This is a genomic window from Clostridia bacterium (genome assembly GCA_028698525.1).
GTDB lineage: Bacteria > Bacillota > Clostridia > JAQVDB01 > JAQVDB01 > JAQVDB01.
In genome coordinates this window covers 1-20,772 of sequence record JAQVDB010000018.1, presented here as the reverse complement: position 1 = coordinate 20,772, position 20,772 = coordinate 1, and the positions used below count along the sequence as shown (strand labels likewise).

General features: G+C 35.1%; 20 protein-coding genes. 14 read left to right on the top strand and 6 right to left on the bottom strand.

The annotated features are described in order from the left end of the window. Positions 1–27: 27 nt before the first annotated feature. The 3 genes from PHP06_04055 to PHP06_04045 all read left to right on the top strand — a co-directional run bounded on the left by PHP06_04055 (position 28) and on the right by PHP06_04045 (position 3,717). Positions 28–546: a type II secretion system protein gene (locus PHP06_04055; protein ID MDD3839728.1), complete on the top strand. Its 519-nt coding sequence runs from the start codon at positions 28–30 to the stop codon at positions 544–546. Positions 547–796: 250 nt separating this feature from the next. Beyond that, the gene (locus tag PHP06_04050) at positions 797–1,519 is read left to right on the top strand and encodes a L,D-transpeptidase family protein (protein MDD3839727.1); all 723 of its coding nucleotides are present in this window, start codon (positions 797–799) and stop codon (positions 1,517–1,519) included. 149 nt (positions 1,520–1,668) lie between these two features. Next, on the top strand, positions 1,669–3,717 hold the full coding sequence (locus tag PHP06_04045; GenBank protein ID MDD3839726.1) for an HD domain-containing protein: 2,049 nt from the start codon (positions 1,669–1,671) through the stop codon (positions 3,715–3,717). An 18-nt stretch (positions 3,718–3,735) separates the two neighbouring features. On the opposite strand, the gene PHP06_04040 is transcribed toward PHP06_04045, so the two are convergent. The 5 genes from PHP06_04040 to PHP06_04020 form a co-directional block, all read right to left on the bottom strand. After that, positions 3,736–5,391 (bottom strand): phosphoenolpyruvate carboxykinase (ATP), encoded by a 1,656-nt coding sequence (locus PHP06_04040; protein ID MDD3839725.1) that lies wholly within the window; start codon positions 5,389–5,391, stop codon positions 3,736–3,738. A 210-nt stretch (positions 5,392–5,601) separates the two neighbouring features. Then, on the bottom strand, positions 5,602–6,204 hold the full coding sequence (locus PHP06_04035; protein ID MDD3839724.1) for a hypothetical protein: 603 nt from the start codon (positions 6,202–6,204) through the stop codon (positions 5,602–5,604). A gap of 33 nt (positions 6,205–6,237) precedes the next feature. Further along, positions 6,238–6,618: a hypothetical protein gene (locus tag PHP06_04030; GenBank protein MDD3839723.1), complete on the bottom strand. Its 381-nt coding sequence runs from the start codon at positions 6,616–6,618 to the stop codon at positions 6,238–6,240. An 89-nt stretch (positions 6,619–6,707) separates the two neighbouring features. Continuing rightward, positions 6,708–8,087, bottom strand: a complete 1,380-nt coding sequence (locus PHP06_04025) for a HAMP domain-containing sensor histidine kinase (protein MDD3839722.1) — start codon at positions 8,085–8,087, stop codon at positions 6,708–6,710. Next, a complete protein-coding gene (locus tag PHP06_04020) occupies positions 8,080–8,754 on the bottom strand; it encodes a response regulator transcription factor (protein ID MDD3839721.1) in 675 nt (224 codons plus the stop codon). The genes PHP06_04025 and PHP06_04020 overlap by 8 nt, the downstream gene beginning before the upstream one ends. Before the next feature lie 217 nt (positions 8,755–8,971). Between PHP06_04020 and PHP06_04015 the strand changes: the two genes are divergently transcribed. From PHP06_04015 to PHP06_03965, 11 genes are all read left to right on the top strand, one after another. After that, positions 8,972–10,258: a hypothetical protein gene (locus PHP06_04015; GenBank protein ID MDD3839720.1), complete on the top strand. Its 1,287-nt coding sequence runs from the start codon at positions 8,972–8,974 to the stop codon at positions 10,256–10,258. Between the two features lie 376 nt (positions 10,259–10,634). Continuing rightward, the gene (locus PHP06_04010) at positions 10,635–11,669 is read left to right on the top strand and encodes a GGDEF domain-containing protein (protein ID MDD3839719.1); all 1,035 of its coding nucleotides are present in this window, start codon (positions 10,635–10,637) and stop codon (positions 11,667–11,669) included. Between the two features lie 68 nt (positions 11,670–11,737). Continuing rightward, positions 11,738–11,926, top strand: a complete 189-nt coding sequence (locus PHP06_04005) for a ferredoxin (GenBank protein ID MDD3839718.1) — start codon at positions 11,738–11,740, stop codon at positions 11,924–11,926. Between the two features lie 107 nt (positions 11,927–12,033). Then, positions 12,034–12,903 carry an NAD(P)/FAD-dependent oxidoreductase gene (locus PHP06_04000; protein MDD3839717.1) on the top strand — a complete coding sequence of 290 codons (870 nt, stop codon included), beginning with the start codon at positions 12,034–12,036 and terminating at the stop codon, positions 12,901–12,903. A gap of 124 nt (positions 12,904–13,027) precedes the next feature. Then, positions 13,028–13,186, top strand: coding sequence for a spore coat associated protein CotJA (locus PHP06_03995; protein MDD3839716.1), 159 nt, complete (start codon positions 13,028–13,030; stop codon positions 13,184–13,186). A gap of 17 nt (positions 13,187–13,203) precedes the next feature. Next, on the top strand, positions 13,204–13,611 hold the full coding sequence (locus tag PHP06_03990; GenBank protein ID MDD3839715.1) for a spore coat protein CotJB: 408 nt from the start codon (positions 13,204–13,206) through the stop codon (positions 13,609–13,611). Positions 13,612–13,627: 16 nt separating this feature from the next. Then, positions 13,628–14,200, top strand: coding sequence for a manganese catalase family protein (locus tag PHP06_03985; protein MDD3839714.1), 573 nt, complete (start codon positions 13,628–13,630; stop codon positions 14,198–14,200). A 112-nt stretch (positions 14,201–14,312) separates the two neighbouring features. Further along, on the top strand, positions 14,313–15,089 hold the full coding sequence (locus PHP06_03980; GenBank protein MDD3839713.1) for a hypothetical protein: 777 nt from the start codon (positions 14,313–14,315) through the stop codon (positions 15,087–15,089). 116 nt (positions 15,090–15,205) lie between these two features. Beyond that, positions 15,206–15,784, top strand: a complete 579-nt coding sequence (locus PHP06_03975; GenBank protein MDD3839712.1) for a hypothetical protein — start codon at positions 15,206–15,208, stop codon at positions 15,782–15,784. 91 nt (positions 15,785–15,875) lie between these two features. After that, positions 15,876–17,225 carry a polysaccharide biosynthesis tyrosine autokinase gene (locus PHP06_03970; GenBank protein MDD3839711.1) on the top strand — a complete coding sequence of 450 codons (1,350 nt, stop codon included), beginning with the start codon at positions 15,876–15,878 and terminating at the stop codon, positions 17,223–17,225. Positions 17,226–17,385: 160 nt separating this feature from the next. Next, positions 17,386–19,512 (top strand): heparinase II/III family protein, encoded by a 2,127-nt coding sequence (locus PHP06_03965; protein ID MDD3839710.1) that lies wholly within the window; start codon positions 17,386–17,388, stop codon positions 19,510–19,512. A gap of 113 nt (positions 19,513–19,625) precedes the next feature. Here the strand turns inward: PHP06_03965 and PHP06_03960 are convergent, their stop codons facing one another. Further along, a complete protein-coding gene (locus PHP06_03960) occupies positions 19,626–20,630 on the bottom strand; it encodes a hypothetical protein (GenBank protein ID MDD3839709.1) in 1,005 nt (334 codons plus the stop codon). Between the last annotated feature and the right edge of the window lie 142 nt (positions 20,631–20,772).

The following is a 20,772-nucleotide window of genomic DNA, read 5'->3' as shown; positions in this document are numbered from 1 at the left end:
TCAAAGGTGGGGCGGTGCATTCTGATTATGATGAGGAAGATTTCTAAACATAGCGGACTGACTTTGATAGAGTTGATATTTGTTCTTGCTATTTTTGCGGTGATATTGGCTGTCATATTTAATATATATGTTACAGGGTTTAAAACATTTAAAAAAGATACCCAGCGCTCTCAGGTGCAGCAGGATGCTCATTTAGCCGGTCAGGTTATAGAGAAAGAGTTGCGAAATGCTAGGATGATATCTCACACCGTTCCGGGGGATGAGGAGACATATTATTGTATAAAGCTGCAAGACGATACAAAAAACAAGTGGTTGGTTATACAAACTGTATATAAGGGGAAGACCAGCACAAAAAAGGTGACAGGGGATACTATAGAGTCCATCGAGTTTTTGCCTGGGTCAACAGGCAATCTGATAGGATTTATTATAAATGCACGCATAGATGACAATGAATTTGATATTCATTCTGAGATTTTGTTAAATAATATAATCCATCTTTCCCTTCCGGAACAAGGAACTACTGTTTTATACTATACAAAATATTGAAATGAACAATAAAAAAATACCTGATTTCCAGGTATTTTTTTATTTAAATGTATATCAAAAAGAAACGGGGGGATATGTGTGAAAAAAAAATTAACAACAATAAATAATTATAACGTATTATCCGAATATGTCAATAGTAAAACTAGAAAAAAGTCGGATTTTGTTGTATTAAGCAATTAAAATACTTGATTGTTCAGGTATTTTTTTTATTTTGTAATGAATATATATGGAATAAATGGGAGGGATATGCGTGAGAAAGATAGCATTTACAGTTGTGATATTGATATTACTTACACTGGTAAATTATCAATACATGCATAAAGATAAAAATACTATGTACAGCCAGTGGGAAGCAGAGTGCTTAAATAAAGAACAAGGGGACGATCAAGAAAATGATGTACATATTTATATAGATCTAAACCAAACCCTTCTCTATGTTATTGAGGGAGATAAAGTTATAAAAAAATACCCTATATCTATAGGCAAGGATAGAAGTCCTTCTCCTATCGGGATATGGAGGGTTGTTCATAAGGCCAAGAATTGGGGGAGTGGATTTGGGAGCAGATGGATGGGGCTGGATGTACCTTGGGGTATATATGGCATCCATGGGACCAATAAGCCGGGTAGCATAGGTTATGCTGCTTCTCACGGTTGTATAAGGATGAATAATAATAATGTTGAGGAACTTTATGATCTGATACCTCACAATACCCTTGTGGTGATAAACGGGGGGCCTTATGGTAATTTTGGTAACGGTTTGCGTCAGTTGGAGCCAGGTCATAGAGGGGCAGATGTGTTGGAAGTACAGAAAAGGTTGAAAATAAAAGGATATTATGACGGGCCGTTGGACGGACGTTTTGGAGAAGGAACCAAACATTCTTTGATAGAATATAAAAAGCAGAACGGATTGCCTATAAACGATCATGTAGATCACCAGACTTATGAGAGTTTGGGAATAATTATTATTGAATAATAAGACCTATAAGGCAAGGACTAATATACTAGGAAGTATGTATTAAATTTTTTGCTATGAGTGCAACACACTATATTTTGATTGTTTAAGAATGTATAAAATTGTATAATGTTAGTAGAATAACAATAATCTTTGCCGGGGGTCAGCAAGTGAAGTCAGAAAATGTTGCATTCAAGGTTGTAGTATCCGTCCTATGTGGTATATTAGGACTGCTGATTAATAGATTTTTCAGTTTCAATATGTATTTTGGGATAGATATGCTGTTCGGAGGGATTATTTCTATCATTCCTTCATTGATTTATGGACCTTTATACGGTTTGATATCTGCATTTATCGCTTCTTTTTATACTATATCACTATGGGGGCACCCTCTGGGAGTATTTTTATTTTGTTTTGAGGCGGTCTTTGTAGGTTTTTTCAGCAGCAGAAAAGAGTCTAATGATGGGATGTTGTATAGTGCTATTCACTTTGATCTGATTTATTGGCTGCTTGTTACAGCACCTATTCATGCTTTGTTTTATACCTATGTAATAAAAGCTGAAACCCTTTCTATTTTGCTGATTATCTTAAAAAACACATTAAATGGGGCAGTCAATATAACTATAGCGGAATTTATCACTTATGGAAAGCCTTTAAGACGTTTTTTAAAGGTTGGGGAGGGCAATTATTCAGCGAGAAAGTATTTTTTACATATAGTTGTTTTGTGTATTTGTATATGCAGTATAGGTGTTCTTTTTACAAATCGTACAATCTTCTTTTATACCATAAAGGAAAATATGGATGAGCAATTGGTTATCAGCAGCCAAGCTGTAGAGGATGAGTTGAGGTATTATGATGAAAAGGTTCAGTATGAATTAGATGTTATAAAAAAGAACATACAATATGGTATGCTTGATCTGGATAGATGTGTGAAAGATTGTGCCGATAGATTGGGGTGTGAGGATGTAATATTGTATGACAGTGCTGGTGATGAGATATATTCTAGCATTGATAGGAAACAGGATGCGTTAGATAGGGTACGAGGTATCTGGAGAAAGGTGGGGCCTGAAAAGGATTATCAGTATGTTTACGATTATCATTTAAAGCAACAGGTAGTAGTATCCAGGCCTGAACAACAAGATTATAGTATATTTATTATAAATGATGTTGAGACCCTGATTGATAATATACTGTTGAGATCAAGAAATATGGTTGTAGATGCAGTAGATAAAGATGGGCAAATACTGTATTCCGGTTCTTCCTTTTCTGATTATGATGGGATAGACTGGAAGGGATATAAGGTATTGCTTCCAGACAGAGACAGTGTCCTGAAGCAATGGGAGAATGCATATATCCATAAACAATATGGCTTCGATAAATATAATATTATGATCCATGTGTATCTTCCTATGCACAGTATAATACAACAAGCTAAAAACAGATATATGCATACATTTGTTTTTTCTGTTGTTATTCTGATAGTAGCCCTGATTATTGCATTTTTGGGCAGCTATTTTTTTTACCTGCCCTTCGAGAGGTTTAAAGAGACTATAGATGAGACAATCTCTAGCAAGGATAGGCTAGGCAATATTTATAGCATAAGTGAGTTCAACAAGCTATATGATTCTATGAAAAAGATGAGTACCGATTATACTAAACTGTGGGCAAGAGGAATGATCGCCCTCATCAAGATAATAGATGCAAAGGACAAGTATACTGCTGCACATTCCCAAAATGTTGCTAAATATTCAAGGGAAATAGCAAGGAAATTGGGTTTTAGTAAGAACAGGGTAAGAAATATATATTTTGCAGCACTATTGCACGATATAGGTAAGATCGCAGTCGAGGATAGTATATTGAACAAGCAGGGTAAACTTACCAGCGAAGAATATCAGATTATAAAGCAGCATCCTAAAGAGGGTTATGACTTTATAAAAGATATTCCGGCATTTGTAGAGGCCGGGATAGATAAGATGATAAAGTACCACCATGAGAGGATGGATGGAAAAGGGTATTATTCAGTAAAAGCTGGGAAGGTGGATATAGGCGCTAGGATAATCGCAGTTGCTGATGCTTTTGACGCTATGGTAAACGAGAGGCCGTATAAGAAGGCCATGGGCTTACAGCAAGCTGTGTTAGAACTTGAGAGTAATAAGGGAACCCAGTTTGATTCTGTTGTAGTGGATGCGTTTTTACAAGTGATTCAGGCAAAAAAATAAGGATTGGAAATCCAATCCTTATTTTAATTGATCAACTAATTTTTTCATTATGTCAATAGCTTCTTCAGGGAGCTTGTCAAAGCCACCTCTTTCTGTATCTCTGGATGCAAGGTATTTTATCCTGTCTTCCATTCTGGAGATCAGCTGCTTTTTATATTCAGCATCGTTAAAGTCAGGCATAAAACCTTCAACAACGAGCATCTCCATGTCTGTACATCCGCCAAATTTTTCGAATTTTGCAGTGCCATCCATTATATGTTCTAGTGAAGATAATGTTACTTCTTTAGGTATCTTTTTATCCATAAAGAAACCAGTATTAAAGATATAACATTCTACATTTCTCTGTTCGAATAATGCCTTGAATTTTTTATAATCTTCACTGAGCGGATAAGTCCTAAAAGGATTTGCATAAGGTTCAAAGACCAGTGCGTTTGGATCAACGCCTTTAGCCAGTCTTTCAGCAGAGGTCCTCTTTGTTGCTAAGGTTGCACCCATAACTGAAGCTAGGTTAGCGTTTGTAATCTTTATCACAGGTGGGAGTGTAGGGTCTTTCATAAGCCATATTATCGAATCTACCGGCTCCTCAAACTTATCTTCTCTATCCGGGGACCATAGTTTGGATTTCATGGCTCTTCCGTTCCCATTTCTGACGTCTTCCGTCAAAAGGACTACATTGCCTTTTTCATCCCGAGTGGCACCGTTATTTTGAACAGTGAGCAAATATTTGTTATCATCGTCTGCCATAGGGTAGTCGGCAGTTTTATCGAAGTATGCAGGTTCTAGCGCTACAGAGGAACCGTCTTCAGTAGATATTACGAATGCATCATCGTGCAATACTGTTATGTCATATTTACCGTCATGTCTGGCATGAGTGATGGTGGATTTACCGGAACCGGAAAGCCCGAATACACCTACCACATATTTTTTATCATTTGCTAAGTTGTATCTTTTTTGTCCACCGTGACAGGATGCAAATCCATGTCTGTTGGCTATGCTCCAGCCTAATGTAAGTGTTCCTTTTTTATGTTCTCCAAAATATCTCATTCCTAAAATTGCTGCGCAATTATGTTCAGGATCAAAAAAGGTCAGTCCTAAGGGATGGTCCGGATGTTTCCAATCAGGGTCAGAGAATATATAGATATCCCCTTCATTTTCCAGCACTTTGGATTTTTTATACATCTTTGAATAATATTCTGTAATGTATTGGAAGTTCAACATCCATGAATACATAATGTTTTCATGATTTTCCGGTATTAGCAGATGTACTTTTACCATAAAGTCTTTATCCAATCCTATGAAAGTTGTAGCATGATACATCTTTCTATACCTTGTATGATATACTGCCTCTCTTATCTTGGCACCGTATTCTTCCACATCTACTCCAGGTTCTCCTACAATCCTACGTGCAGCTGCACATCTTCCCTTTACTGCACCGTCATTGAATAAGAGTACCTTTGCATCATCATCAAGCCCGATTTCTTCAGGTTTATAAACAGGAATATCGGTAACAATTGTACCGGGGGAACTCTTGGCAAGTTTATAAGCCTCTTTAATTGAGTTAACTTTTACTACATTGTTTCCATAGAAAGCAGTTTCAACTGTAGACCTTATTTGAGAGTTGATGGGGTTTTTTGCGGAAATTTCTTCCCATGTGAATGTTTCTTTGGTTGACAATACTATCACTCCTTAAATAAATTTATAAAAAAATTATTATGTTTTCATTATGGATATTATAAAAATCAAAATTTTTCCCCATTATGAAGTATAATATAAGTACTCTTGTTTTGCAATATTTTTTTATAAATTTCATCCATATTTGACAAAACCATATTGTTAATCATACCCTAAAAGAGAATAAAAAAACAGAGGTTTTTCCTCTGCTTTTTAAATGTTCAGTATTGAATCCAGTTCTTCCAGTATTTTATCAAGGGCTTGTATCCTTTCTTTTTGTATGCTTATGATATTATTTAAGGATTGTTCAGCATTTTCAGCGTTGTACTTTTTCTTGGCCTGGCCTAAGTTGATGCACTGGTCATCTATCTTTCCTTTTGTATTTTCAATCAATTGTCTTGTCTGCTTTACAGTCTCAAGGGAGTTTTGCAACTTTTCTATCTGTTCTTGTGTCAACGAATCCTTGTCTTGACTGAGCTGATCAATTTTGTCTTGCAAAAGCTGATGTTTATTCTTTATCTGGGCTCTTAATTTGTTCATCTCTGTCTTGTTTTCACGTATACATTTTACTAGTGGTTTGACCTGTTCCATTATAGCCTTATTTGTTTGGCCCTTGTTAGTTTTAGCCTTATTGGCCTTGTTTTTGTTTTGTGAATTTTGTTGTGCTGCTGGCATCTCTTTTGTAGTTTTAGGCTGTTCTTGTTTGATATTTTCATTTTTATTTATTTTAGCCTTATGAGGAGGCCCCTTCGCAAAGGCTATACCTGCAGTAAATACAATCAAAAGTGCGATTATTATTGATAATATTTTTTTCATTAGACTAAACAGTCCCCTTTCTTATAATTGGATTTAAAAAGATAGGTCAGAGTCTTTAACATCGTCCATTTGATTGATGCTGTCCAATAAATTATCCAGCTCATCTTCCAGTTCATTCAAAAGTTTTTCTTTTTCCTGATTAGAGATTATTGTGTCTGATTTTACTATGATTTTGGTGTTTTTTTCACCAGTTAGATTTTTGTCCTTGGGTTTTAACACGATACTATTATCATCTTTCTGCTGCTCTTCTATGTTTTGCACATCTTTTTGCTGATTGTCGTGACCCTGATGTTCTATATTTTCATGATCATCGGTTTTGTCTTGATGGGCGGTTGGACTTGGGGAACCATCGCCGCATCCGGCGGTAAATGCAAGTATGTAAAGACTCAACACAATCAATATAAGCCGTTTCATGAATTTGCTCCTTTCAAAAACTATATATTATATAATACATAAAAAATGTGAAACAAAAACAAATAAATTGTAAAGATATTGTAAATCAATCACTTGGGAATGGAAAAAGTGATTTTGGTGCCTTTATCCAGTTGGCTTTGAGCACTTATTTTCCCCCCATGGAGTATAACCAGATTTTTTGCTATATTCAGTCCCAGTCCGGTTCCGCCTGCCGTCATATGTTGGTGGGCCTTTGCTCTGTTGAATTTATCAAATATAAAAGGAAGTTCTTCCCTGGATATTCCTATCCCCGTATCTTTAATATCAAATATTATTTCATGGTTTTTATCAGATACTTTTATGAGTATTTTGCCATTTTGCTTATTGTATTTTATAGAATTATTTATTATATTGAGCATTATCTGCTTTAATCTATCGGCATCAGCATATATATGTAGATGATCAGGACAGTCTATATGTATGGATATATTCTTTTCATCTCTCAAGGCTTCGGTGGAGCTTTGTATATCATCCAGTATTTGTTTTACTAAGATATTTTGTTTAGATAATTTTATAGTTCCTGATTGAATTTTTGTAAGTTCTAATATATCATCGGTTAATTTTATCAGACGAGATGCCTCATCTTTTATTATGGCCAAGTATCTATGCATATCTTCTTGTTTTATAATGCCATCCAGCATTGCCTGAACAAATCCGTTTATTGAAGTGAGGGGTGTTTTAAGGTCATGGGAGATGTTGGCGATGAATTCTTTTCTCAATTTTTCCGTGTTCAGGATTTGATTTTTCATATAGTTGAAACCATTTGCCAGATTTTCCAGTTCATCATTTGACTTTACTTCAAGGTCTTCCACTTCCTCGCCGGCAGCCAGTTTTGACGTTGCTTTTTCCATATATATTATAGGTTCTGATATTTTAGAGGAAGTAAAATATACTATAAAAACACTTATAATTACTAACAGGGCAGAGATTATCCATATTATTAAGTTGATATTGAAAATATTTTTATACACATAGGTTACAGGGGAAAACAGTATTATCGCCCCTATGATTTTTGAATCAATCTTTAAAGGTATTCCCTTAAAGACCATGTGCATATCAAATTTATTTGTATACTGTTTTTTTAAGAATACTGTTTGACCTTTTAGTATCTTATTTAAAGCTTCTGTAATGTATTTTTGGTTCAACTTTTCTTCAACGTGTATATTTGAGTTGTTCTTTGATTCTATGACATATATGCTGGACTCGGTCATATAGCTAATAGAGTTTATGGAAGATTGAAGCTGGTCCAGCGTTATTTCGTCCTGATAGTACTCTGCGGTAAGGTGATTTACTTTATATGCTGCCGTTGAGAGTTGATTTTCTTTTTGTGAAAAAATATATTTGTTGTATGCTAGGGAGAGAATTAAAGAAAGTACTACTACAATAGTAATTAGTATCAGAAGATGTGTTTTAAATAATTTTTCAAACATCTTTTTTTACCTCTAATTTATATCCTATCCCCCACACAGTTTGTATGCTCCAGCTTGAATTTTCCGTTTCCAGTTTTTTCCGTAGACTTTTTATGTGTACATCTACAGTGCGTGTTTCCACAGGATAATCATAATCCCACACATCCTTTAATAGCTGTTCTCTCGAAAATACTATATTCTTGTTGGACAATAAGAAATGAAGGAGCTGGATTTCCTTAGGTTTTAAATCCACTAGTTGGTCATCCAGTTTCACTTCATATTTATCCATGTCTATGGTTAGATTGTCTATATGCATCAAGTTATTTTTGGTTTTATTTTTTTTCAACCTTGCTTTTATCCTTGCTATCAATTCGCGAGGGTCAAATGGTTTTACTACATAATCATCTGCTCCAATATCAAAACCTTGAAGCTTGTCTTCTATCATATCCCTAGCTGTAAGCATTATTATAGGGATGTTGCTTTTGTGCCGTATCATTTTACAAACTTCCCACCCGTCTATTACCGGCAGCATTATGTCCAACACAACAAGGTCTATATTACCTTTTTTTATAGCATCCAAGGCTGAACTCCCGTCATAGCGGCAAATAACATCATAACCTTGATTTTTTAGGTACAGGCTTATCAATTCACAGATGTTTTTATCATCATCCACTACTAGAATTTTCATATCTTCCATTATCCTACCACCTTGTCATAAAAACTAGATTCAATACAATTATACTGCATATTTTGATAACAGTGAAATATATTAAGGTAGGTCAATATTATTATTTAATAATATAACAGGTAGGGAGTTGTTTGTAAAAATTCGGCTAAAAAATCGGGTCACAAGTAACTTTTGGAAATCAACTACATATATTATTAATGAAAGGGGGTAGTGTGTATTGAAAAAATATATGAGAAATTTTATCATGTTAAGCGAGAGCGATAAAGAATACAGAAATAACGTGAGAAAATCTACTGCAGGATACAGCAGGATAGAAATAAAAAATAAAAGACTAAAAGTGTTGACACATGTGCAAAATTTGAAACCTTTAACAGGTGATGACCGTGTCTATAAAGCATATTTGATAGGGAAGGATGGCACAGGAATTTTCAGCATCAACTCAGGTACCTTTAACGTGGATCAGAGCGGCAGGGGAGAATGTATATTTGAGGCTGATAGCAGTGACATCAAAAAGACCGGTCATAGTGCGGATAATATTAAAGCGATCGTTGTTGTGTGCCAACAGGTAGGCAGTGTTGAAAGCCCGCCTTTGGGATACTGTCTTAACGGTTACATAGATAAAAATGAGGATATTGATTGGAAAGCAGCCTTTGCTAAAGACAAAAATATTGAACGCCCAAAGGTAAAACAGCAAGTACAGACAAAGGAACAGCAAGATGTTTTGCAAGAACAAGACCTAGACCAGCAAGAAGTTAGAGGGGAAATTGAACAAGAGATAGAACAAAAAGTTGAACAAAAGTCGGAACAAGAGATTAAACTTGAACAACAAGAACAAATTGTGGAAACAGAGGACGAAGACAGCTCTTATCCTGATATAGATGATCTGCTGGATATAGTGAATAGAGGTATTAGTTATAAAAGTGAACATGATGAACAACAAGAGCAGCAGGATATAGAGCCAGAGAACAAAAAAAAACAAGCAGAAATAACCGATAGGGATAATATACATCAGGAAAATAAATACCGAGATTTTTTAAAATCAGAAACATCTAGAGAACAAGTATATGGAAGGTATAATAGGTTTTGGGATGATATCGAAAATTATTTTACTGACTTGTTTGCCTTCTATAATAAGGTTGAACCTTTTGCACAAAGACTTGAAGGATACGATTGGAGAAAGATAGACCTAGCATCGATAGGCTTTAACGGGATATATAGCGTAGTTCCGGCATATTATTATATGTATAATTCCAACCTATCCAGATATAGACACTATTTATTGGGTATTGCATATAAAGACAGAAAAGTGAAATATGTGGTATATGGACTTCCTGGTACAAACTGTAAAGAAGAGCAGCCCTATGGAGGAAAGACAGGTTATGTATATTGGCAGCCTGTAGAAAAAGATTGCCTTAATAGGGAAGAAGACTTTGGGTATTGGCTATTGCACATAGATGCGGATACAGGGGAAGTGGTAAATCCTTTAGGTACTACAAAGGTATGACTTTAGATTACTATCGTATCTTTCTAGTTTTAGTGTGGTTTTTTGCAATGCAAAAAGGCGATTTATCTCCATCCTATTCACTGGATTTTTGTTCTGCATATTTTTTGGAGGGTGGAGTATTATCGTCTAATTTTGAATAAAAAATATATGACCATTCAAATGGCCATATATTGAAAGAAAAGGGAGGGGTTATTTAACTATTATAGATATACCCCATATAAAAGGTTACAAACAAATATTTTTAAAATATCAAAATATAAATATAAATTTTAAATACTAGTACAGTTACTGTTAAATTCTGTTATAATATTCTTAAGGGGTATATTGGGTTTTTTTGGGTAAGATGGATGGAGGATTTGGATGGAGGATTTGAAGGATGGAATTTATAAAGCTTGAATCTGAAAGACAATTCAAGGTAGAACAGATAATGGACAGGCTCAGGATGATAAGTGTGGCAATAGGGTATATATTGACCATTATTTACCACCGAGAGTTAAATTATCAAATCAATTATGTGCTTGTAAATATATTTGGACTGTGCTATTTAGCATATAGCATTTTAAAGCTGGCGCTTTGGGGAAATGTGGAAAAGAGATGGGGCAATAAGAGGCAATATTTCGAAGTGGTCATAGATGTGCTAGCGGTATCGTTTTTTACTTATGCCACCGGGGCAGGCCAGAGTTTTATTAGATATTTCTACATTTTAATTGTGTCTGGTGTAGCCTTGAAATATGGTACAGGTGTTTCCCAATTGATAGCTTTTCTATCAGCGGCAGCTCTCGGAACAGTATTGTTGGTGGCCGAACAAAAACCAAATGCGGAGATTGCTTTGGAGATAATCTTTTTGTTCTTGTTGAGCTGGTTTATAAACAGAATAGTAGAAAGGGATAAATTTTTACGATATAAGATAACCAAGCTTTCTATAACTGATAGACTTACCGGTCTATATAACTATCAATACATTAATGAACAGTGCAAACAGGAAATAGCAAGGGCTAATAGATATAATTATTCATTTTGTATAGCTATGATCGATATAGATGATTTTAAATATATAAACGATAAATATGGTCACCGGGAAGGGGATAAAATAATTAGACAGTTTGGACATATCATTAAGAAAAACTGTAGAAGCAGCGATATAGCTGCCCGCTATGGTGGTGATGAGTTTACTATTATTTTGACAAATACTGATGGACAAGCTGCCTTTAAGATTGTTGAACGGTTGAGAAAGACTGTTGAAGACCAGAAAATCCAGGTAGGAGGAAAGAGCGTCAAGATGAGTATCAGCGCCGGGGTAGCCAACTATCCGCTGGATGCAAAGACCATGGAACAGCTTTTTTTAAAAGCAGATCGAGCCCTTTATAAATCTAAGGCTAATGGGAAAAATAAAGTATATATGGCTATATAGGTTGTTGAATTATATTTGGGTTTAAGAGAAATAATATATCATAATCAAAAGAAAAAAGGAGGCCTATTATGAGGGTTGAAGTAGACCAAGATTTGTGTATAAGCTGTGGGTTGTGTATAGAAACATGTCCAGAGGTTTTTGATTGGAATGAGGAGGAGAAAGCCCAAGCTATTGACGGGGATGTTCCTGAAGAATTAGAGGATGATGCGATGGAAGCGGTAGAAGGATGTCCTACCGATGCCATACAGGAAGTATAATTTACCATCATATTATTATGATGGTTTTTTTATATACAAAAAATTGTGTGTTTATAGATAAATATGGGTATATAATAGATTACAAGCAATTTTTAGGAGGTAGAAAGATGCCGGATCAATCAAGAATTTATGATATTGCAATAATAGGTTGTGGCCCTGCCGGGCTTTCAGCTGCTGTAAATGCTAAGATAAGAAATAAAGATGTGGCTTTGTTTGGGGGAGAATTTTGTAGTCCCAAGATGCATAAAACGCCTAGAGTGGATAATTATCTAGGTTTTTATAAGGAGAAAGGTGAAGAATTGAGGCAAAGATTCATAGCCCATGCTAAAGATATAGGGTTGAAGATAAATAAGTTAAAGGTAGACAACATATATCCGATGGGGAATGAGTTTGGAATAGCGGTAAAGAGCGATATATACAGGGCAAAGGCGGTTATTATAGCTACTGGTTTGGTTGTGCCCAAGCATATCCAGGGTGAACAGGAATTTTTAGGAAGGGGAGTAGGATACTGTGCTACTTGTGATGCTCCACTTTATAAGGGTAAGGATGTGGCTGTTATTTCATATAGCAGCAGCGAGGAAAATGAGGTTAATTTTTTAGCCGAGATATGTAGAAAAGTATATTATATACCTATGTATAAAGATATGGGGAAATTAGATCCTAGGATTGAAGTAGTTATTCAAAAGCCTGACAGTATTTCTGGGGATGAATCGGTGAATAAGCTGATACTGGAAAAGAGAGAGCTGGATGTGGATGGAGTTTTTATACTCAGAGAGCTGATACCTGCTACTCAATTATTGCCTGAGATTGAAATGGACGGGAATCATATAAAAGTAAATAGAGATATGCAGACCAGTGTGCAAGGGATCTATTCGGCCGGTGATTGCACAGGTGTCCCTTATCAGATAGCTAAGGCTGTGGGAGAAGGACAGGTGGCAGCATTGAATTGTGTAAAATACATTGATACCATTGAGTAAAAAGTTGATAAAAAAGTCTTACCTCAAATTTAAATCGGGGTAAGACTTTTTTTATATACACAAATATATAACATGATGAATAGTATATCAATATACAAAATTATATATCAGGAGGAGATAAATCATGGTGAATGCTGCTAAATATAAGGTTATGCCTTCCAAATTCAAGCTGGCGACGGCATATATTCCCTTTCAGTATATGTGCAAACTTTATAGCCCTATGGAAGGGCTGATGAAAGGAACTATTTTTCCCGAATTATATAAACCGTATAAAAAAAAGTAATGGGGGTGTGAAAACGAATGTATTGTTATCCAATGTATCCGTATCCCGGATATTGTAAACCGTATGATGATAAACCATATTGTTATCCCGACTGGTGTGATTATAACAATGCTTACGATGATTATGACAATTGCTACGATGATTATATGGATGATTGTGGTGACATGAACGGGTCTAACGATAAGATAGCAGCCCTTAAAAGCCTGATGGCTATTCAGTTTTCTTTATTAGAATTAAATCTCTATCTGGATACTCATCCTAGAGATATGAGGGCTATCAGGAAGTATAATGAATATCTAGAAGAATATAAAGAAAAGAAAGAAGAATATGAGCAAAAATATGGGCCTATTACAGCACGAACAAAAAGCGGTTGTCCCTGGGAGTATATCAAAGGACCTTGGCCCTGGGATATAGAATACAAGTAAAGGGGGATAGATAGAAATGTGGATTTATGAAAAGAAGTTACAATATCCGGCATATGTTGAAAAAACCGATATCACTATGGCTAAATATCTGATGACCCAATACGGAGGACCGGATAGTGAGCTTTCAGCCGGCATAAGATATCTCAATCAGAGATATACCATGCCTACAGATGAAGCAAAAGCCATATTGACAGATATAGGGACTGAAGAGCTTGCCCACTGGGAGATAATTGGAACATTGATATATAAGCTGTTAAAAGGTGTGCCTGTAAAGATATTGGAACAAGAGGGTTTAGGTTCCCATTATACTCAGCACGGGAGAGCATTATATCCTGCAGATGCTTCCGGCGTGCCTTGGACTGCGTCCTATATCCAAGCTTTAGCGGATCCTATAGCAGATCTGCATGAAGATCTGGCGGCAGAACAAAAAGCTAGAGCCACATACGAGAATTTGATAAACCTTACCAGCGACAGAGGTGTGATAGATACCTTGAGCTTCTTGAGGGAAAGGGAAATAGTGCACTTTCAGAGGTTTGGAGAAGCCCTCCGCATTGTAACTCAATATTTAGAACAAAAGAAATGCTGTTAAAAATGTTCCTCCCATGTTTTTGGGGGGAATATTTTTTATACAAAACATGCATTAATACGGTACAGGTTTAATATTTTTAAATAGGAGCATCAAAAGAACAGGATGATGAACAATGGAAGGGCAGACGTTGGTATATGCAGATATTATAAAACATAAAGCAACCTTCCGGAATGTATTGTTTTCAGGCAGGTCTTGTACACAGCCTTATAATGTATACAGACTAGAGGGTGAAGGTTTAAACAAAATATGCAATGTGGAAAGCTGCAAAATATTTAATACATCCATAAATCCTTCATTGCTCAACAACAATGTCAAGTTAGATTATAGCTATGACATGGCTGTTTTGTACTGTGCCGATACAGATCAAGGCAGTATAGAATATCATACTTTCAACGAAAACAACCATGTAAGCAGTGTGATGCTAGAATTATCTGATATTGTATGCAATCAAGGAGAGCAGAATTATAGGGTAGAGGCCCAATGCGGTAATTTCAAATGGGAGTATGAAATAGAGCATATATATGATCATTGGGTGATAAATATAAAGCTGACTGTGGATGTAGATATAATGATAATCCAAAAGAGCGTTATTGATATAAAATTCCCCTATAATACCCCAGAGTATAATATTACACAGCAAAGATTGAATGAGATTGACCGATATATTTCGACCATATCCAAAAGGCAACAAAAGCTGGAGGAACAGTATGGTTCTATACAAAAAAACATGGAAAATATTCAGACCAATCTTTCAAAAATAGAACAAAAGCTTAAAAGAATAGAATACTACTACAAATTTGCTGACCAGCTTTCCAAACAGAGTGATGATGCGGAAAGTTATTTTTCTCGTGTAGTCAAGGCTATAAAAAACAATATTTATATAGAGTGAATATAGAAACTTAACATTTGCTGTAACAAAATAAAATCCCCTACATAAAATGTATTAAATAAATTGTGGAAGGTTTACCACGGCTATTGTCAATTAAAATGGAAGGGGGTTTTTGTATGACTGAAATGAACGGTATACCGGAAGAAAACAAGGTAGATATTTGGGCTAAGGTAATAATAGCTAAAAATATTCAGAAAGATGAGCCCATATTAGGTGGATATGATGAAGAAGGAAATCCCGACCCATACAATATAGAAGTAGAAGGCTTGAAAAATGACGAATATATAATATGTATAGATGATTTTAAAGTGATCTTTGATCAGGATGAAGTAAAAGAAGATTTTATTTGTACCAGCAAGGTGTTAGTCACAATACCATTCAAGGCATTTTTATGGGTCAGGACTAACGAGGGTTACAGCTGTGTAAGGGTAGAGTGGACCTTCAAAAAAGCTATACCTATTTGTGAATTCATAAAGCTGGATGGCAAGCAGCTTACTCAACAAGAGTTTAAAGATAATGTAGATCAGTCTAAGGTAGTGGTTAAAGATTATCAATTGGAATATGTAAATGTTGTTCCCAAGAGTGCATGTTCCCCTGATGAGCAGATTATAGAGGTTATACTCACAGCCACTGTTATAGATAAACTGGGCAAGTATCAGGACGTAATAGTTTATGGGTGTATACCGGAATGTTAAATGCCGGATTTTAATCTGGAATTCTTTTCAATAAAGTATAAATCAACGGATGCAAGAATAATATGATATCAACAAAAATATAGGTGATGCTATGCAATTCAAAGACTATTTAAGGATAATTAAAAAATGGATAAGAGTTATTCTTTTTATAACAATACTCTCTATTGCCGCTTCGGCTATTTTGAGCTTTTTTATACTGGATAAGATTTATACTGCTTCTACTACCATAATAATCAATAGGAACGATGAAAATATTAGTTTGGGCAATGTAATTACAGATCAGAAAGAGTTAAACACATATATAAATGTAATAAAAAGTGACAGGGTGCTGATAGATGTTATGAGGCAGTTAAATTTTGAGATTCCTATTGAAAAGATGAGGAAAAGGGTGTCTGTGAACCCGGAAGGAGAGACCGGGTTAATAAGGATTAAAGCCGAAAGTGTAAGCCCAAAGATGGCCAGCAGCATCGCTAACACCACTGCCCAGGTTTTTAAAGAACATGCAAACAGAATAATTTATACCGACAATATAAAAATAGTAGATAAAGCTAGAATTCCCGAAATTTATGATAGACCCAATCCTTTTTTGAACATTTTAATTGCCTGTGCAGCAGGGGTTATGTTTGGAACGCTGATTTCTTTTGTTTACGAACACTTAGATAATTCTGTAGAAGACCCTTATGCCCTGCAAAGCAGGTTCAATATTCCCCTAATCGGGATTGTTCCTGATTATTATTTAAAGGGAAAAATATATAGGATAAATCCATTAAGTTTTATGATGAAAAACAACCTCCCCCCGAAAAAGATGCTAACCGATGCGGCAGCTACAGAGGCATTTAAGATTATAAGGACCAATATTTTATCCTTGAGCAGTGCAGGGAATAACAAGGTATTCGTGGTTACCAGCCCTGAAAAGCTGGAAGGCAAAAGCACTATTGCTGTCAATTTAGCTATTGTTATGGCCCAGATCGGCAAGAAAGTGTTGCTGATGGATTGTAATTTCAGAAAGCCTGAATTATGCTCTGTATTCAATATAGCATCCAAAAGAGGTATCACTGATATTTTGAATGAAGCTGTGGAATATAGGGGGTTATACAATATCGTAGATGTACCTAATTTGCACGTAATGCCCAGTGGGACAAAAACCTTTTATCCTTCAGAGCTTTTATTATCAGATAAAATGGCGAATTTGATGGAAAAAGTAAAAGCCGATTATGATGCGGTATTGATAGATACCCCTCCTGCTGTTTTATTCACTGATGCAGCCATACTTTCAAAAAAGGCGGATGCAGTGATAATGGTGGTAAGACATAGAAATACCAATATAGATTTATTTAAAAGGGCCCTGCATCATCTAAAAGCTGTCAACAGCAATATAGTGGGAGTAGTGGTCAATGCCCTATCTGTAGAATACTATGATACATATGATTTCTATAACTGATAAACTCTATAGGGGTGATCGTGATGGGGGCATTTGTATTAGCATTTTTTTGTCTTTTTGTATAACACCTCTTATAATACACTGCTCTAAAAAATACGGCATATTAGATAGACCTGACCAAAGGAAGATTCATAAATATCCTATACCATTGATGGGTGGGTTGGGGATATATATATCTTTTGTATTGACTTCGCTTTTGTTTATTCAAAATTTAGATAAATTAACAGTGGTGATCATGTGTGCAACTTTTATGGTGGTTACCGGAATTTTGGATGATATATATGATATAAAAATATCATATAAATTATTGATTGAAGTAGCTGTCGCATTGGCATTATATTCATTTGGCATAAGGGCAGCTCTTTTTTCGCCTATCATGGACGATATAAATATTTTTACTTTTGTTGATATTGTCTTGAATATATTGTGGGTGATAGGCATAATAAATGCTATAAATTTAATAGATGGGTTGGATGGTCTGGCATCAGGTATCACGATAATTGCTTGTGTTGCTTTTTGTTTTATAGCATCCGGTCAAAACAAGGCTATAGTCAAGACTATGGCATTATTGCTGGCAGCCTCTACAGCCGGATTTATTAAATATAACTATAATCCTGCACTGATATTTTTGGGAGATACAGGAAGTTTGTTTTTAGGCTATATGCTGGCCGTGATATCCATGCTCACCATAGATACAAGTATCAGCTTTGTTTCTCTTTTTACTCCTATACTAATATTATCTATTCCTATTTTTGATACAGGGGTCTCTATATTGAGAAGGGCAATGTGCAAAAAGGGTATTTTTAACCCTGATAAATCTCATATTCACCATAGGCTGATCGGGATGAAATTAGGACATAAAAAGAGTGTTTATATAATCTATTCATTGGCTATTGTTTTTGCATTGCTAGGTATAATAATAAACAAAACAGATTCTCTGTTTTTAGGGGTTGTTGTGATAGGGCTGTTGATTATATTAGGAATTGTTATGGGTATAGATGAAATCCCTAGAAATCATCAACATAAAATTTTTCTTTATATAAACACTATAAAATATTTAAAGCCTATACAAATATTTTATAGGATCAAGCTTATGTTTAGTAAAAAATTATTTATTTTAGGCCGTAGGAATTATTGGATAAATGAAAATCTAACATTTTTTCCGGGATATACGGAATTAGATAAAAAACATTTGAAACTTTTTGATAAATATCAGGATAAGGCTGATGAAATATTGAATAATAGTTTCTGTTTTCTAAATGTGAAAAGGGACTATAGTGATGGTGTGGATTGGCAGGACAAAAGTGTAAGCAAACTTTGGTTGTATAATCTGCATTATCATCAATATATAGAGTGGATGGGTATCGCATATAGGATTACCGGCGAAAACAAATATTTTGAAAAATATTTGGAGATTGTAAATGATTGGATAGACAATAATGAGATAGGACATGGACCGGGATGGGAATCCTATACCCTGTCCCTAAGGATAGTCAGTTGGATCAAATGCTATCATTTATTCAATGTTTTGTTAAAAGAGCGATGCCATTTCAAACAAAAGATGCTGGGGAGTTTATTTGAGCAGGCATCTTTTTTATTCCGAAATATTGAGTATCATCTGCTGGCCAATCATTTATTTGAAAATATAAAAGCATTGATATTTGCAGGGATGTTTTTTGAATGTTCTAGTTCAAAAAGATGGTATAAAAGGGCTTGTAGATTACTGGATAGGCAGATCAAAGAACAGATACTGGATGATGGAGGGCACTTTGAAAGGTCTCCTATGTACCACAATATTGTAATGGGTGGTTTAATAGAATTGGTCCAACTTTTCAGGCTGAACGGCAGACAATATCCCCAAGAAATAGATAGGCGCTTGAGCAAGGCTGTGAATTTTTCTCTCAACATGCTTCACCCTGATAGGGAGATACCGTTGTTTAACGATTCAGCATTGTCAAAAGAATTGCTCTCCATAGAGCTGATACAGGCCGGCAGTGCATTGTACTGTGATGGGGATACAAAGGATATTTCGGGGGTATACAGTACTTTTGTATTTTTGATATTTGGAGACAGAGGCAAAGAAATATGTAATAGCATTTATATACCTGCGTATGATGATAGTATAAAACATTTTAAGCAAAGCGGGTTCTATATAATCAATCAGCGGGATCTGAATGCAAAGCTGTTTATAGATTGCGGCAGTACCTGTCCCGAATATAATCCGGGCCATACACACTGCAACGACCCGTTCGGATTGATGTTTTTAACAAGTTCTTACTTTTTCTAGTATATTTTGGTGTTTCCTAGTTTAGGGGGTAGTCGGGAATAAGTCTACGACTATATTTGGGGTATAGGTAGGTGGGAACAAGTCCATTAGCCCTACTAAAGAATTCAATCTAACTATAAACGAATAGGAATATCATAATATGTGCCTTTGGAAGTCTCACTTATAAATATTTCATATTGTTCGTAGTATTTGATAAACAAATTACATAAATCATTAAAAATAGCATCACTCTCCCATTTTGGATATTGGATGTATAATTCATCTAGGGCTTCTCCATAATCTTTCCAAATAGCTTTTATATACGCATCTCCAAAAGCTACTTCAATAGTATCTACCATTTTTTCTTTAGAATCATTTAAACAATATAAATTACCATGGGCACAAGCTATTTTCTTCAGAATAAAATTTGTATAACTATGAAACTCCATGACAAATTCATTTAATTCTATTTCAATTCTATTGTATCTACTTCGTTGTTTTTGTAACCCATCCTCTGCATTATTACAAGTATCGATGATTTCCATAGCAACTGATTCATCAAAAGGGAATGATTTTGAAGCTATCCTACAGGCAAAATATTCACTCCAGCACTGCCTTGCTAAAATAACTAGTTGTGAATGCAAATCTGCTTTTAGTTCTAAATTATGGATCCATGCTATATCTCTGTTTAAGCTATATTCATGAATATGCCCAAATTCATGAAATAAAGTATTAATAGCCAACTGTCTTGATGATAAAAATAAGTTATATTCTTCTTCCAATTTAAGGTTATCTTTTACGCCTTGTAATTGCTCGTCACCTACTAATGTGAATATTATATTTTTATCAATAACTATGTTATATACTATTTCTTCTCTTTCATTTTTACTAGAAACTACTTGTGCCATCCCTCTTCCATATTCATTTTCAGTAATAAACTCTACATGTCCATTAAGTCGTTGAAAGTCAAACAAGCCTTCTTTGTAGTCTTCTGGAATAATAATTGAATTTAATAATGATAAGTCTAGAGTTTCCTTTAATGTATTATAAATTGAGAAGATTGCTTGAGTATAAGCTTCTATTTGCTGTTTTTCCATAGGCTGCTCTCCAAATGTCTTTGCATTAAATAAGATTTCCATAATCAGCTCCCCCTTTCTACTTGTTCTTTTGAAACACTTCCTTTAAAATTCCTTTCATAGTTTTTTCAAACTTAATCATACTTGAAGTTAAAAAATCTATCATTTGCGGCCAGTCTTCTTCATTAAATACATTTACATCTCT